This window comes from Peribacillus sp. FSL E2-0218, from assembly GCF_037992945.1.
GTDB lineage: Bacteria > Bacillota > Bacilli > Bacillales > DSM-1321 > Peribacillus > Peribacillus simplex_B.
Genome location: NZ_CP150304.1, coordinates 15,001 through 30,000, shown reverse-complemented (window position 1 = coordinate 30,000; position 15,000 = coordinate 15,001). Strand labels below are relative to the sequence as shown.

Below are 15,000 nucleotides of genomic sequence, written 5' to 3'. Positions count from 1 at the left end.
AGGCCTCAAAGGCGCCCCGATGATGAGCAGCATTAAGATAAGGCCGCCGATTACGGCAACAAAGACAACAGGTTCCAATCTCATTCCTCCCCGCAAGCTTGTACTACACTTATATGAAGATAGGTTGGGAATAAGAACTTAAACAAAAAAATGACTATGAAGTGCATTCCTTCATAGCCATCCCCTCATCACCTTTTAATGCGGACATTCCTTCTTTTAACTTCCTTAAATAAATAGAAATATTTCACTTCCGCAAGCCTCGCCTGGGCGATTACTTCCGTGGATGGATCCACGCTTTTTTCAAGCAATGATTTTTGATTATGCCAATTCCATTTCAATTGTTCAAGCTCTTTCATCAATGACTCATTGAATTCATTTCGAAGCCTCTTTTTTTTACGAAAGAACAAGTGAAGTCCTCCCAGCTATCTTATATTTCTCTTCTTCCTTCTATTGCTTTTGATAGCGTCACTTCATCCGCATACTCCAAATCCCCGCCAACAGGGAGACCGTGGGCTATGCGGGTCACTTTGATCCCCGATGGCCGCAGCAGCCGCGATATATACATGGCTGTCGCTTCGCCTTCAATGTTGGGGTTCGTCGCCAAAATGACCTCCAGCACCGTTTCATCTTGCAGGCGCTTCAATAAATCAGGAATATTTATATCTTCCGGACCGATTCCGTCCATCGGTGAAATACTGCCATGCAGTACATGATACAAACCATTGAATTCTCTCATCTTTTCCATGGCTATTACATCTTTTGGGTCTTGAACAACACAAATCAAGCTCCTATCCCTCTTTTGGTCTTCACAGATATAACAGGGATCTTGATCGGTAATGTGGCCGCAGACTGAACAATACATCAGATTCCGCTTAGCGTTGACGAGTGCTTTTGCAAAATCCAAAACAGTATCTTCCTTCATGCTCAACACATGAAAGGCTAAGCGCGCAGCCGTTTTCGGCCCAATCCCCGGCAATTTCATAAAACTATCAATGAGCTTGGAAATTGGTTCTGGATAATGCATCGAATTCCTCCTAAAAATTTCAAAAGAAACTCCCTGAAAGGAAGTTTCTTTTAAACTTGCTTAAAACATGCCTGGAAGGTTCATCCCTTTAGTGAATTGTCCCATCGTTTGGTTTGTCAGCTCTTCTGCCTTTTTCAGGGCATCGTTAGTTGCAGCCAGGACTAAATCCTGAAGCATATCGATATCATCTGGATCGACAACTTCCGGCTTGATGATCACGTCGACTATTTCCTTATGGCCAGTCACGATAACCGTTACCATTCCGCCTCCTGCAGTGCCTTCAATCTTTTTTTCACCTAGTTCTTCTTGTGCTTCCGCCATTTTCTTTTGCATCTTTTGCATTTGTTTCATCATGTTTTGCATATTACCGCCACGCATACCCATTTTCCCAACCTCCAATTATTCTTTAATTTCAAGTAAATCATCGCCGACTAATTTTCTAGCCTCCGCGATAAAAGGGTCTTCTTCTTTTGAATCCGTTTCTTCTGGACCGTCAAACTGCTGGGTTGAAATGAAGTCCTCACGCAACCCTTGCCACTGACTCTCCGGAACACCGGCTATCTCCATTCGATGACCGGTCAACTGCTGCATGATCGAGGCGATCACTTCCACGAAACGGTTATTTTCCATTGCCATTTGACAATGAATATCATATTTGAATTTTACCACAAAAGCTTCAGTTGACGCAGCAACAGGTTCCGCCTCAGACAATAAAGCTGCCAATGACTTTTGATTTTGCATGCCTAACTGTTCAAGCAATTCCCCCCACTTGCTTTTGACAGTATTGAGGTCTGACTTTGTAGCCTGTTTCAAAACTTGATTGATCTTGCCGGAAGGCGCTTTATATGCCTTTTTAACGGCCCTTTGCGTTTTCGGCTGTTCTGCAGGTCTATCTGTCACGGCCGCGGGGATGCCGTTTTTCTGCATTTCCTGTACCTTCGACTCCAACTCCTCGATTTTCAGCTGCAATTGCTGAATCTGGCCATTGTCCAATTGATTCGCTCGCTGCTCATTGCATAGCTTGACGAGTGCAACCTCCAGGAAAATCCTTGGATGGTTAGTCCACTTCATATCCTGCTGGGTTTGATTGAAGCTTTCGATAATGGAGTAAATCGTTTCCGAAGCGATCACTTCCGCCAATTCTTTAAATTGGGGATCAATCAATACTCGTTCGAAGGATTCTGCCAGAGCTGGTGCCGTTTGATACAAAAGCATGTCGCGGAAATAATAAATCATGTCTTCTATGAACCTGGCCGGGTCTTTCCCCATCGCCAGCAATTCTTCAAGTACCTCTAGGGCCACTGCCACTTCTTTATCATATATCGCTTTTGCCAGCCGACTTAAAAATGCCTGCGAAACTGAACCTGTGACAGTCAATGCATCTTCCACCGTTACAGTCTCCGAACTGAAGGAAATAGCTTGATCAAGCAGGCTAAGTGCATCCCGCATCCCACCTTCGGCTGCCCTGGCTATGATATGCAATGCTTGTTCATCACACGAAACGCCCGTTTCCGCAATGATTTGTGACATCCTGCCAACTATATCTTGCGGCTGGATCCTTTTAAAATCAAATCGCTGGCAACGGGAAATGATCGTAAGCGGGATCTTATGCGGCTCGGTCGTCGCCAAAATGAAAATAACGTGCTTTGGAGGTTCTTCCAATGTCTTTAGCAGCGCATTGAAGGCACCTTGTGAAAGCATATGTACCTCATCGATGATATAAACTTTATATGTGACCGCGTTCGGTGCATATTTCACTTTATCACGAATGTCACGGATTTCTTCGACACCATTATTGGATGCTGCATCAATTTCTATCACATCTGATATGGAGCCATCAGTGATTCCGCGGCAGGTAGCACATTCGTTACAGGGCTCGCTTGTCGGGGCATGCTCACAATTCACTGCTTTTGCTAGAATTTTGGCAGCACTCGTTTTCCCTGTTCCTCGTGGACCGGAGAATAAATAGGCGTGCGAAACCTTCTGGGAAAGCAAGGCATTCTGCAATGTTTTCGTCACATGTTCCTGCCCCACTACATCAATGAATTGCTGTGGCCGCCATACCCGGTATAATGCTTGATACCCCACGGAAATCCCTCCTTGTTTTCTCCATCTTTTTTATTATACATTACTGATTTCCTTAATTTCAAAGTCTATATCGAAAATTAATGGAACGCTGATTATTAAAGAAAAGCCAAGTCATGTACTTTCTTTGCGCAAAAAAAAACCCACTCGCTACGAATGAGTTTTTTGATTATGTAAAATAACTGCCGTGCACCTTCTGTCGATTAGCAACCATAAGCGTTACTTAAGCAGTTAGCTCGGCCCAGGCAACCCTGCGGCACATGAGAACTTCCACTTAATGCTGCTTCCTTCCGGACCTGACATGGTTCATGGAGACCCATTGCGCAGGACCCGGGCGTCAACACCACTTACTTAAGGCAGACCCTACAGAATGCTAACCTCGAGAAGGAATTCAACCTCGCTAGAGCGGATTGCGAGTACAGGGCACCGCTACCTCCCCGTCTAGCACGGCAAATGTGATACCAATTTTCAAGCGTCTTAACGACGCATAATTCATTATACTAAGGTAACAAAAAAAACGCAAGTGTTGTTCATTGAACGGTTAGATCAAATGGAGCGGTGCATTATTTCATTCTTCACTCTTGAGGGCCTTCTCTTTTTTGATGGCCTTCTTGCGATTCCTGAGCTCTTTAAAGAAAGCAGTCAATATCCCGCCGCACTCCTCTGCCAATACACCACTCGTTACCTGACATTGATGATTGAACCGTTCATCTTGGAGCAAATCCATGAATGTACCGGCACAGCCAGCCTTCGGATCATGCGCACCAAAAACGACCCGCCTTATCCTGGACTGCAGAATCGCACCCGCACACATGGGGCATGGTTCAAGGGTCACATATAACGTCGCGTCCTCAAGCCGCCAACTGCCGGCAGCACGGCACGCTTCGTTAATCGCAAGCAGCTCCGCATGCGCCGTTGCATTCTGCTCCGTCTCCCTCAGGTTATGCCCCGTCGAAATGACTTGATCATTTATCACGATTAAGGCGCCGATCGGGACTTCATTCAAACTCTGTGCCTTTTTCGCTTCCTCTAAGGCTAAATTCATGTAATACACATCATCCTTGATAAAAAAACCCCCTCATATTAAGTAGGAGTAAACAGACAAATATAAGACAAAATAAAGGTCATACTACTTATTCTAATGAATAGTAACGCAAGCTGCATATGAGCCGCAAGTAAATGATCACCATACAAGGAGGATATACCATGAAACGACACGAATCAACGTCCTTCGCCTTGCTCATCATTGATATGATCAATGATTTTCAGTTCAAGCACGGTGATATGCTCCTTGAACATACGGAGCTGATCATCGATCCGATCTTAAAGATAAAAAAACGGATGAAAGAAAAAGGCTTCCCGATCATCTATATCAATGATCATTATGATTTATGGCAGGCCGACTTCGATAAAATAATCGACAGGTGCAAAAATGATGGCAATGCCTCTTTGATCGAGAGGATAAAGCCACAGCAGGATGAGTTCTTCCTCATCAAACCGAAACATTCTGCATTTTATGGGACAGCCCTCAATACCCTGCTCAAACGGCTGAAGGTCGAAACCTTGATCATCACGGGGATAGCTGGCAATATCTGCGTGCTTTTTACGGCCAATGATGCCTATATGAGGGAATATCAATTATGGATACCCGAGGATTGCATCGCGTCGGCATCAAAGGAAGATAACAATTATGCCCTAAAGATGATGGACCATGTCCTCAAGGCTTCCATCAGGAAAAGCGGGGATGGATAAGGCAGCAAGTCCGCCTTCCGAAGCTCCCCGTTAAACAATCTTGCATTCTCCTTCATTATCAACCTGACAAAAATATCACTAAAGTCCCGAGTCTGTGATACAATATCTCTTGGCTGAAAAACCTAATAAACTGGGAATTGCAGCTTGATACCTCATTGAAGGAGGACAGATTGGATGAAATCCACCCCATTTATCACAGTCGAAGGTCCAATCGGCGTGGGAAAAACATCACTGGCAAAAATTATTGCAGAACACTTTCACATATCACTATTGAAGGAAATTGTAGATGAAAATCCATTTCTCGGGAAATTCTACGACAACATCGAAGAGTGGAGCTTCCAAACAGAGATGTTTTTTCTATGTAACCGGTATAAACAATTGGAAGATATCGAAAAAAAGTATCTCACTAAAGACCAGGCCGTGGTGGCTGATTACCATATATTCAAGAACTTGATATTTGCTGAGCGAACGTTAAAAAACGAACAGTACAATAAATATCTTGAAATATTCAATATTTTAACCCGCGATATGCCAAGACCTAATATGGTTATTTACTTACATGCAAGTCTGGACACTCTTCTTACCCGAATCGGCAAAAGAGGACGTGAGATCGAAAAGAATATATCGTCCATTTATTTAGAGCAGTTATCGGCGGATTATCAGACCTTCATGGAAAGGTTCGAGAAACAACACCCTGACATTCCTGTTCTAACCTTTAACGGAGATGAACTGGATTTCGTCGGGAACAAGGATGATTTAAAAACGATAATCAGCCAAATAGAGAATGCCCTGCAAAAAGGAGTAAATTCAAATGAACTTACGAAAGAAATATAATATTCCAAACAACGCCGTCATTACGATAGCAGGGACGGTAGGCGTAGGAAAATCGACCATGACCAATGCGTTAGCCGATGCCCTTCAATTCAGGACATCCTTTGAAAAGGTTGATACGAACCCCTACCTGGATAAATTTTACGATGATTTTGATCGTTGGAGTTTCCACCTGCAAATCTATTTCCTCGCTGAACGGTTTAAAGAACAAAAGAAAATCTTTGAATATGGCGGAGGCTTCATCCAAGACCGTTCCATTTATGAAGACACCGGTATATTTGCAAAAATGCACTATGAAAAAGGGACAATGAATGAAGTGGACTACGAAACATACACAAGCCTTTTCAACGCCATGGTTATGACGCCCTACTTCCCACATCCTGATTTACTGATTTATCTTGAAGGGTCACTCGACGATATCCTTGAACGGATCCAGGAACGCGGACGGCCAATGGAGCAGCATACCCCGATTGAATACTGGCAGGAGATGCATGGCCGTTATGAAGAATGGATCGATCAATTCAATGCATGCCCTGTCCTTCGCTTGAATATAAACGAATATGACCTCATGCAGGATGAAGCGAGCATCGAACCACTCATAAAGCGGATTGCCGATTATATGGAGCAAACCAGTTTATTACGAAATAGGTAAACGATAATTGAACGGCACTTCGGAAGCGTTAGATGCAATCTAATCATTCCAAAGTGCCGTTTTTTTTCTGCCAAGAGGAGGGAGTAAAAAGACATAAAGCCTTTGCCAAACAAAGACCTTTCAAGCATGCCTGAAGTGCCGGCTGCATTTGCAGCACGCGATAGAGCATTTCCTAAAAAGGGCGGGCAAATAATATAGCAGAAAACAAAAATCCCGTTACATTTCTGTAACGGGATTCATCGATATCCAATTTATGCGCTGTGGTTATTAATAAGTTATGGAGGAGGTAGAGGGATTCGAACCCCCGCGGGATTTGACTCCCCTGTCGGTTTTCAAGACCGATCCCTTCAGCCGAACTTGGGTATACCTCCGTATCAACATTTATTATAATACAACGATTTAAAATCAAAGTCAAGCACTCTTGAACGTTTTTTTGAAATAATTTTAATACGCATATAAAAAGGAAAATCAGCCTCTTTTCTAAGGAGGCTGATTCAGACTGTAGACAAACTCGATGAAAATCGAGTTTGTCTATTTTTATGGCCTGTACAATTTAGACGTTGATTTCCTTTTAGATAGAACACTTTTGACTGGAGTCATTTTTGTTTTAAAATTGAAGGATTAAAACTTGAGGTGATGAGGATGCTTTCTAAACATGATTCTATTCAGCGAGATCAACTTGAAATGATTACTTTAGATCAACTGGTGCCACCGAACCATTTGGTTCGTAAAATGGAGGCTGCCATTGACTTCACTTTCATTTATGACTTGGTGAAAGATATGTACTCAGAGGTAGGACGCCCAAGTATTGATCCAGTTATTTTAGTTAAACTGACTTTCATTCAATATACCTTCGGTATTCGTTCCATGCGTAAAACGATTGAAGAAGTTGAAACCAATATGGCTTATCGTTGGTTCTTAGGCTATGGTTTCCATGATAAAGTGCCTCATTTCTCTACGTTCGGAAAAAATTATGAGCGACGCTTTAAAGATACAGACCTGTTTGAACAGATTTTCTGTCGCATTTTAATGACAGCTGCTAATAAAAAGGTAATAAGTGTAGAACACGTTTTCGTGGATTCCACCCATGTGAAAGCCAGTGCGAATAAACGGAAATTTGAAAAGAAAATCGTTCGTAAAGAAACACGAGCGTATCAAGGACGTCTTCAAGAAGAAATCAATCAAGATCGTGAAAACCATGGAAAGAAGCCTTTTCCACCAGATAAATTTGATAAGGAAGAAACCAAAGCAATTAAAGAAAGTACTACGGATCCTGAGAGTGGCTACTATGTGAAAGATGAACGAACAAAACAGTTTGCCTATTCATTCCATGCGGCCGCAGACGGCAACGGTTTTGTATTGGGAACGATTGTAACACCTGGTAATACACATGACAGTCATATTTTGGAGCCACTTGTTGAGCAAGTGATTGAGAAAGTTGGAAAACCAGAAGCAGTTGCCGCAGATGCAGCTTATAAAACACCAGCGATTACAAGCTACCTATTTAACAAAGAAATCACACCTGCTTTACCCTATACACGTCCTCGTACAAAAGAAGGATTCTTTCGCAAACATGACTATGTTTACGATGAACACTTTGATTGTTACCTTTGCCCTTCGGGAGAAACTTTAAAGTACTCAACAACAAATAAAGAGGGCTATCGCGAGTACAAATCGCCAAAACAAATTTGTGCAACATGCTCATTTTTATCACGGTGTACGGAAAGCAAAGACCATCAAAAAGTAGTGACACGGCATATCTGGCAAGCATATGTGGAAGAAGCAGATCATCTGCGTCATCATCAAGAGGTAAAACCTATATATGCGAAACGCAAAGAAACGATTGAGCGTGTATTCGCAGATGCAAAAGAAAAGCATGGTATGCGTTGGACTACTTTAAGGGGACTTAAAAAATTGTCGATGCAGGCGATGCTTACTTTCGCTGCCATGAATGTAAAGAAGATGGCCACTTGGACATGGCAAGGTCCTAAAACGGCTTAACATAGTGGCTCGAAGAGCCCAAATCTCGTAACCTTTGGTCAAAATTTCAAAGGAATTTCAAAAGGGGTTCGGAATTTTTTAATTCCGAACCCCTTTTGTCTACAAACTGAATCAGCCTCTTTTCTAAGGAGGCTGATTTTCTTGCATTCGCTGAAAACTTACGGTTTAATGACTTCCGCACCGCGCATATACGGCCTTAATACTTCAGGAATGATTACACTGCCATCTTCCTGTTGATAATTCTCCAAAAGGGCTGCAACAGTACGGCCAATCGCCAAACCAGAACCGTTTAATGTATGAACGTGCTCCGGTTTGCCTTTTGCATCACGTCTGAAGCGAATATTGGCCCGCCTAGCCTGGAATGCTTCAAAGTTACTGCAAGAAGAAATTTCACGATACGTACCGTAGCTCGGAATCCAAACCTCGATATCATACTTCTTGGCAGCCGTGAAACCAAGATCGCCCGTGCACATGCTTAGCACCCGATATGGAAGGCCCAGCAATTGCAGGACTTTTTCTGCATGACCTGTAAGAGTCTCCAACGCTGCATAAGAATCTTCCGGCTTCACGAATTTCACTAATTCAACCTTGTTGAACTGATGCTGACGAATCAACCCGCGGGTATCCCGTCCGGCAGATCCAGCTTCGGATCGGAAAGAAGCGCTAAATGCCGCATAGCTAATCGGCAGGTCATCGCCACTCATAATTTCATCACGGTGGTAATTCGTCACAGGCACCTCGGCTGTAGGAATCAAGAAGTAATCTTCACTTTCGATCCGAAAGGCATCTTCCTCGAATTTAGGCAATTGACCAGTGCCCGTCATGCTTGCACGGTTCACCATATATGGAGGCAGCATTTCCTCATAGCCGTGCTCTTCGACATGAAGATCCAGCATGAAGCTGATTAAGGCGCGCTCCAGTCGAGCGCCAAGACCTTTATAAAAAACAAATCGGCTTCCAGTCACCTTAGCCGCCCTTTCAAAATCAAGGATACCTAAATCTCCAGCTACATCCCAATGCGGTTTAGGTTCAAACTTGAACTCAGGCACTTCGCCCCATTTGCGAATTTCGACATTATCGTCTTCCGTCTCTCCCACCGGCACACTTTCATGAGGGATATTGGGGATGGAAAGCAGTAACGTGTCTAATCTGCCCTCCACTTCACGAAGCTCATCATCGAACCCTTTGATTCGATCGCCGACTTCACGCATTTCGGAAATCATCTGATCCGCATCCTTTTTCTCTCTTTTCAAGACGGCCACTTGCTGAGAAACTTCATTCCTTTTGCTTTTCAATTTTTCCGTTTCGGCAATCAGCGTGCGGCGCTTCACATCAAGCTCCTCGAATTTCCCTAAATCGGTTAAGTCTTCTCCTCTGAATTGCAGTACTCGTTTTACTTCTTCAAAATTATTTCTCACATATTTCAAATCCAACATTTTTCAATTCCTCCTTCTTATTTTTATGATCTATAAAAGAACGCAAAAAACTCCCGTCCCCTAAAGAAGGGACGAGAGTTAACCCGCGTTGCCACCCTAGTTGAAGGCATATGAAAACTGCCTACCACTTACCAAGATAACGGCTTTTAACCGAAAGTAATTACTGGCCCAAAAGGGGCTTTCCATACTCTACTCCAGGAGGGATTCACAAAATTCTCACACCGGTTTCCACCAACCACCGGCTCTCTTCGGAAAGAAATCATTGTTACTAATTCCTGTCATTGCTTTTGTTCGTATCGGATTGTTTTCCATAATGTACTATAATTTTATACATTACGCAACACTTTTATACACGAATATTAAAACCAACCTTTAACAGTAGAAGCTACACTGCTCCATACATCCCCGAAGAATCCGCCAACTGCCCGCATGGATAATACGAACCAATTTGCTTTTTCTACCGTTTCGGCAGCTACGACATTAACTTTTGTTGAATTGCCGTTAATGTACCCGTAATCTTCGCCCTTTTTAGGAGTGACGGTGATGTAACCGAGCTTTTCACCTTTTTTGATTGGTGCCGTCAGCTTACCGGCTTCGTTCAATTTGTTTTTATCGATCACTAGATCGGTTTTATAGTTATCTTTACCGCCATTTTCAACTAGCAGCTCAATTGCTTTTTCTGATTCAATCTTGACGCTTTTTTCCTTACCTTTAACAACCGAAAGGGTTTCTTCCCCTTTCACCTGATACTTGGCTGGAAGGACTTTTTCTTTTTTGAAGGTTGAATACGCATAGTTCATCAGCTTGGTGCTGTCGGCAAAACGTTCATTCTTATTAGTGGACTTCATGACGACCGTGATATAGCGTTGACCATCCCGTATGACCGTACCTGTATGGCCATAGCCGGCATAATCAGTGGATCCCGTTTTCAGCCCATCCACGCCTTTATATTCGAATATAAGGCCTGGCAGCATCCAGTTGAAGTTCGGATATTCCTTACCATCTCGGAATTTCAATTTGGAGATGCTGGCGATTTTTAATACCTCAGGATAATCGTTGATAAGACGATAGGCAAGCAGAGCAGTATCCTTCGCTGTCATGACGTTTTCATCATCTGCTTTACCGGTAGGGTATTCCCCCAATAAATCGGAATTGTTCAAACCGCTGGCATTTACGAATCTATGATTTTTCAAGCCTAATTTACTTGCTCTTTCGTTCATTAATTTAACGAAATTCTTTTCACTTCCGGAAACAAGCTGAGCCAATGCAACTGTCGCTGCATTTCCTGAATAGATGGCCATAGCTTGATAAAGTTCTTTAACTGTATAGTCCTCACCTTCCGTCAAACCAACATTCGACAGATTCGGTGCTTTTGAAAGATCATGCACATACTTATTGATTTTTACTTTTTGATCCCAACTGATTTTCCCATTTTTAATGGACTCCATTATGATGTACTCAGTCATCATTTTTGACATGGAAGCGATGCCCAATACTTTATCGGCATTTTTTTCATACACGATTTGACCTGTTTTACCATCAATTATGATGGCTGCTTCTGCTTTTAAACCTAAATTATCAGATTCAGCAACAGCTTCCCCCGGTTGATAGGCAAATTGCGACATAACAAGAACAAAAACAAAAGTGAAAATGAGGGTTATCTTGCTGATTTTTTTCAATTTCCAATACCTCCAACTTTTAAGCTAATCTCTATTAACAAAGAAAAATCTTTATGTAATTCCCTTGACACCTTGTCTAGTTTATCACAGAAAAAATAAAAAAAATAGACAGAGTAATCGAGGACTCTGTCTATTTTCACAATAAATTTTAATGACGGTTAGATGTTAAAATCATTACAAGGAATAGTTCGGTGCTTCTTTTGTAATTTGGACATCATGTGGATGACTTTCTCTTAATCCGGCACCAGTCATTTTCACGAATTGGGAGTTTTCCCTCAATTCCTCCAATGTCGCTGTACCGCAATAACCCATTCCGGAACGAATGCCACCTAGCAGTTGGAAGATCGTATCGGATAATGGTCCTTTGTATGGAAGGCGGCCTTCAATGCCTTCCGGAACGAATTTCTTATTATCCTCTTGGAAGTAACGGTCTTTAGATCCCTTTTCCATGGCAGCTACAGAACCCATGCCGCGATATACTTTAAAGCGGCGGCCTTGGAAGATTTCCGTTTCGCCCGGGCTCTCGGTTACACCGGCAAGCATGCTGCCGAGCATGACTGCATGTCCTCCTGCCGCTAGTGCTTTAACGATATCTCCAGAGTATTTAATCCCGCCATCGGCGATGATCGTCTTACCATGTTTTCTTGCTTCCGTCGCACAATCGAAGACTGCCGTGATTTGAGGGACGCCTACACCGGCTACAACCCTTGTCGTACAGATTGAACCAGGACCGATTCCAACCTTCACCACGTCGGCTCCAGCTTCGATCAATGCTTTCGTTCCTTCGGCAGTTGCCACGTTACCGGCAATTATCGTTAATTCTGGATATGTCTCGCGGATCTCCTTCACCACATCCAGAACTCCAGCAGAGTGACCGTGGGCAGTATCAAGGACAATTGCATCGACGTGGGACTTCACAAGCATTTCTACACGCTTCATCGTATCTTTGGTCACACCGACAGCAGCACCTGCAAGCAATCTTCCTTGCTTATCTTTAGCTGAGTTCGGGAACTCAATGACCTTCTCGATATCCTTGATCGTAATAAGTCCTTTAAGAACGCCATGATCATCTACAAGGGGAAGCTTTTCTATTTTATATTTTTGAAGAATTTTCTCAGCTTGCTCCAAGTTGGTTCCCACAGGCGCTGTCACAAGGTTTTCTACCGTCATGACACTGGAAATCTTCAAGGAGAAATCGGAAATAAATCGCAAATCACGGTTAGTAATGATACCAACAAGCTTTTGATCTTCGATATTGTTTACGACAGGCACACCTGAAATCCGATATTTGCCCATCAAATGCTCTGCATCAAATACTTGGTGATCTGGGGTTAAGAAGAACGGATCAGTAATTACGCCGCTTTCTGAACGCTTTACTTTATCAACTAGCTCAGCTTGTGCTTCAATCGACATATTTTTATGAATGATGCCGAGTCCGCCCTGACGAGCCATGGCAATCGCCATCTCAGCCTCTGTCACGGTATCCATTCCTGCGCTGATGATAGGAAGGTTTAGCTTCAGATTTTCGGCTAAACTGACTTGAAGGTTAACATCTTTCGGTAAAACCTCTGATTTCGCTGGAATTAATAGGACATCATCAAAGGTTAAACCCTCTTTTGCAAATTTATTTTCCCACATTATTTTCCCCTCCTGCTTAAAAATATTATTTGTAGGTTATCAATAGGACATACTACTGTCAAGAAGAGAAGTAAATGTTTGATTATTCTATTAATTAGAAGGAGAAGCTGCAATGCCTGAAAACAATGATAATTTCGATAAATATACCCCTTTTTTTTCCGCATCTTCCTCACAACTTTTTTTACAAAAGTGTTACAACCATGAAAAAATTGCAGATGCGGAAATGAAAAGTTACGAAAATTGTTATCCATTCATATATCACTTGGAACATGCAAAAACTTATTATAAACAGGCGGCCATATCTCCGCTTTCGATACAGCCAATCCTATCATTTTATGGTTTTGCTCAACTGCTTAAAGCCTGCCTGCTCACGATTGACCCTAACTACCCTGAATCGACTTCCTTACTTGCCCACGGGGTCACGACGAGAAAAAGAAAAAAGCAGCAATACGAGTTTTTAAAGGATGAAGTGAAAACGCAAAAGAATGGGCTTTTCACCTGCATTGCCGAAAAAATGTTCCATATCAGGCATCTAGAAGGTGAAAAGTATTCCATGGCTACCCTATTGAAGGAAATTCCGGATATGGAAACCTTCTCATGGTCCGCTTCCCGGAATAACTTCATTCCTCTCTTGCAGAACTCCGATTGTTTTCAATTACCCCCAGCCGTACTGGATAACTACCGGATGTCCAGCAGCCGTTTGGAGGAGTTTTTAAACTCCAGAACGAATCAAGTGTACCATATTGAGGAAGCTTCTGGAGCCCTCCTGCTAAAACCTGATCACACCCTCATGCATAATGCCTCTTCTCCGATTCGCTTCAATTGGGCAGAAGGGCAGTTCATGCTATCAATCAATAAAGATTCGGCAGCTTTTTCATTACCTGAACTTTTGCTGCATTATTTGATTTCTTATAATCTTAGTATAATAGCCCGTTATGAAACAGAATGGTGGGCAGAACTGCTGAAAACAATGCCTAACGATGATTACCCCTGTATTGTGCAATTCCTCAAAATAAGCCAAGCTAAGGTGCCATTACTAATATTTGAATGGCTGAAGTCCGAAAGGTTCGTCAATTGATGCTTCCGCCTATTTTAGAAACCGAAACAATGCGAAAAAAGACCAGCCGAGGTGGCTGATCTTTTTTCTAATGGCTTGGCGGCGTCCTACTCTCACAGGGGGAGACCCCCAACTACCATCGGCGCTGAAGAGCTTAACTGCCGTGTTCGGAATGGGAACGGGTGTGACCTCTTCGCTATCGCCACCAAACATATGAGGAACGTTGTTCCTTCAAAACTAGATAATAAGAAGGCATTTCATTTTTTAAAGCGTTGGTTAAGTCCTCGATCTATTAGTATCAGTCAGCTCCACATGTCGCCACGCTTCCACCTCTGACCTATCAACCTGATCATCTTTCAGGGATCTTACTAGCTTGCGCCATGGGAAATCTCATCTTGAGGGGGGCTTCATGCTTAGATGCTTTCAGCACTTATCCCGTCCGCACGTAGCTACCCAGCTATGCCTTTGGCAAGACAACTGGTACACCAGCGGTGCGTCCATCCCGGTCCTCTCGTACTAAGGACAGCTCCTCTCAAATTTCCTGCGCCCGCGACGGATAGGGACCGAACTGTCTCACGACGTTCTGAACCCAGCTCGCGTACCGCTTTAATGGGCGAACAGCCCAACCCTTGGGACCGACTACAGCCCCAGGATGCGATGAGCCGACATCGAGGTGCCAAACCTCCCCGTCGATGTGGACTCTTGGGGGAGATAAGCCTGTTATCCCCGGGGTAGCTTTTATCCGTTGAGCGATGGCCCTTCCATGCGGAACCACCGGATCACTAAGCCCGACTTTCGTCCCTGCTCGACTTGTAGGTCTCGCAGTCAAGCTCCCTTGTGCCTTT

14 protein-coding genes, 1 tRNA gene, 2 rRNA genes, 1 other RNA gene and 1 other annotated feature (2 of these 19 cut by a window edge) are annotated in these 15,000 nt (G+C 43.3%); of the genes, 5 read left to right on the top strand and 13 right to left on the bottom strand.

Annotated features, from left to right (window positions below; all coding sequences use genetic code 11):
* The 7 genes from MHI53_RS00145 to tadA all read right to left on the bottom strand — a co-directional run.
* A protein-coding gene (locus tag MHI53_RS00145; protein WP_061143380.1) for a pro-sigmaK processing inhibitor BofA family protein crosses the window boundary here: on the bottom strand, positions 1 to 78 show its 5' portion. 186 nt of this gene lie to the left of the window's left edge; only the first 78 of its 264 coding nucleotides appear in the window; its start codon is at positions 76 to 78; the stop codon falls past the left edge of the window.
* Between the two features lie 110 nt (positions 79 to 188).
* The gene (locus tag MHI53_RS00140; protein WP_061143381.1) at positions 189 to 407 is read right to left on the bottom strand and encodes a YaaL family protein; all 219 of its coding nucleotides are present in this window, start codon (positions 405 to 407) and stop codon (positions 189 to 191) included.
* Between the two features lie 20 nt (positions 408 to 427).
* Complete coding sequence (recR, locus tag MHI53_RS00135; protein ID WP_034316264.1) at positions 428 to 1,024, bottom strand: recombination mediator RecR; 597 nt, start codon at positions 1,022 to 1,024, stop codon at positions 428 to 430.
* A gap of 60 nt (positions 1,025 to 1,084) precedes the next feature.
* Positions 1,085 to 1,402, bottom strand: a complete 318-nt coding sequence (locus MHI53_RS00130; protein WP_053348895.1) for a YbaB/EbfC family nucleoid-associated protein — start codon at positions 1,400 to 1,402, stop codon at positions 1,085 to 1,087.
* A 21-nt stretch (positions 1,403 to 1,423) separates the two neighbouring features.
* Positions 1,424 to 3,112 carry a DNA polymerase III subunit gamma/tau gene (dnaX, locus tag MHI53_RS00125; RefSeq protein WP_061143382.1) on the bottom strand — a complete coding sequence of 563 codons (1,689 nt, stop codon included), beginning with the start codon at positions 3,110 to 3,112 and terminating at the stop codon, positions 1,424 to 1,426.
* 182 nt (positions 3,113 to 3,294) lie between these two features.
* Positions 3,295 to 3,559: signal recognition particle sRNA large type (gene ffs / locus MHI53_RS00120), an RNA gene on the bottom strand.
* A gap of 118 nt (positions 3,560 to 3,677) precedes the next feature.
* Positions 3,678 to 4,175 (bottom strand): tRNA adenosine(34) deaminase TadA, encoded by a 498-nt coding sequence (gene tadA, locus MHI53_RS00115; RefSeq protein ID WP_340373629.1) that lies wholly within the window; start codon positions 4,173 to 4,175, stop codon positions 3,678 to 3,680.
* Between the two features lie 140 nt (positions 4,176 to 4,315).
* Here tadA and MHI53_RS00110 point away from each other — a divergent pair, with 140 nt between their 5' ends.
* The 3 genes from MHI53_RS00110 (at position 4,316) to MHI53_RS00100 (ending at position 6,344) form a co-directional block, all read left to right on the top strand.
* Entirely contained in the window at positions 4,316 to 4,861 is a 546-nt protein-coding gene (locus MHI53_RS00110) for an isochorismatase family cysteine hydrolase (protein WP_061143384.1), read from the top strand.
* A 174-nt stretch (positions 4,862 to 5,035) separates the two neighbouring features.
* The gene (locus MHI53_RS00105) at positions 5,036 to 5,695 is read left to right on the top strand and encodes a deoxynucleoside kinase (RefSeq protein WP_061143385.1); all 660 of its coding nucleotides are present in this window, start codon (positions 5,036 to 5,038) and stop codon (positions 5,693 to 5,695) included.
* Entirely contained in the window at positions 5,673 to 6,344 is a 672-nt protein-coding gene (locus MHI53_RS00100) for a deoxynucleoside kinase (protein WP_061143386.1), read from the top strand. Before MHI53_RS00105 ends, MHI53_RS00100 begins: the two co-directional genes overlap by 23 nt.
* A gap of 278 nt (positions 6,345 to 6,622) precedes the next feature.
* Here MHI53_RS00100 and MHI53_RS00095 read toward each other — a convergent pair.
* A tRNA-Ser gene (locus MHI53_RS00095) sits at positions 6,623 to 6,715 on the bottom strand.
* 271 nt (positions 6,716 to 6,986) lie between these two features.
* Between MHI53_RS00095 and MHI53_RS00090 the strand changes: the two genes are divergently transcribed.
* Entirely contained in the window at positions 6,987 to 8,345 is a 1,359-nt protein-coding gene (locus tag MHI53_RS00090) for an IS1182 family transposase (RefSeq protein ID WP_340371732.1), read from the top strand.
* Positions 8,346 to 8,503: 158 nt separating this feature from the next.
* On the opposite strand, the gene serS is transcribed toward MHI53_RS00090, so the two are convergent.
* From serS to guaB, 3 genes are all read right to left on the bottom strand, one after another.
* Complete coding sequence (serS, locus tag MHI53_RS00085) at positions 8,504 to 9,781, bottom strand: serine--tRNA ligase (protein ID WP_061140634.1); 1,278 nt, start codon at positions 9,779 to 9,781, stop codon at positions 8,504 to 8,506.
* 64 nt (positions 9,782 to 9,845) lie between these two features.
* Positions 9,846 to 10,072: a binding site (T-box leader), on the bottom strand.
* 68 nt (positions 10,073 to 10,140) lie between these two features.
* Positions 10,141 to 11,460: a D-alanyl-D-alanine carboxypeptidase family protein gene (locus MHI53_RS00080; RefSeq protein WP_340372554.1), complete on the bottom strand. Its 1,320-nt coding sequence runs from the start codon at positions 11,458 to 11,460 to the stop codon at positions 10,141 to 10,143.
* A 174-nt stretch (positions 11,461 to 11,634) separates the two neighbouring features.
* Positions 11,635 to 13,098, bottom strand: coding sequence for an IMP dehydrogenase (gene guaB / locus MHI53_RS00075; protein WP_061140635.1), 1,464 nt, complete (start codon positions 13,096 to 13,098; stop codon positions 11,635 to 11,637).
* A gap of 112 nt (positions 13,099 to 13,210) precedes the next feature.
* On the opposite strand from guaB, the gene MHI53_RS00070 reads away from it, so the two are divergent.
* The gene (locus MHI53_RS00070; RefSeq protein ID WP_340372553.1) at positions 13,211 to 14,176 is read left to right on the top strand and encodes a YaaC family protein; all 966 of its coding nucleotides are present in this window, start codon (positions 13,211 to 13,213) and stop codon (positions 14,174 to 14,176) included.
* Positions 14,177 to 14,249: 73 nt separating this feature from the next.
* Here MHI53_RS00070 and rrf read toward each other — a convergent pair.
* A 5S ribosomal RNA gene (gene rrf, locus MHI53_RS00065) occupies positions 14,250 to 14,365 on the bottom strand.
* Between the two features lie 62 nt (positions 14,366 to 14,427).
* A 23S ribosomal RNA gene (locus MHI53_RS00060) occupies positions 14,428 to 15,000 on the bottom strand; it runs 2,360 nt beyond the window's last position.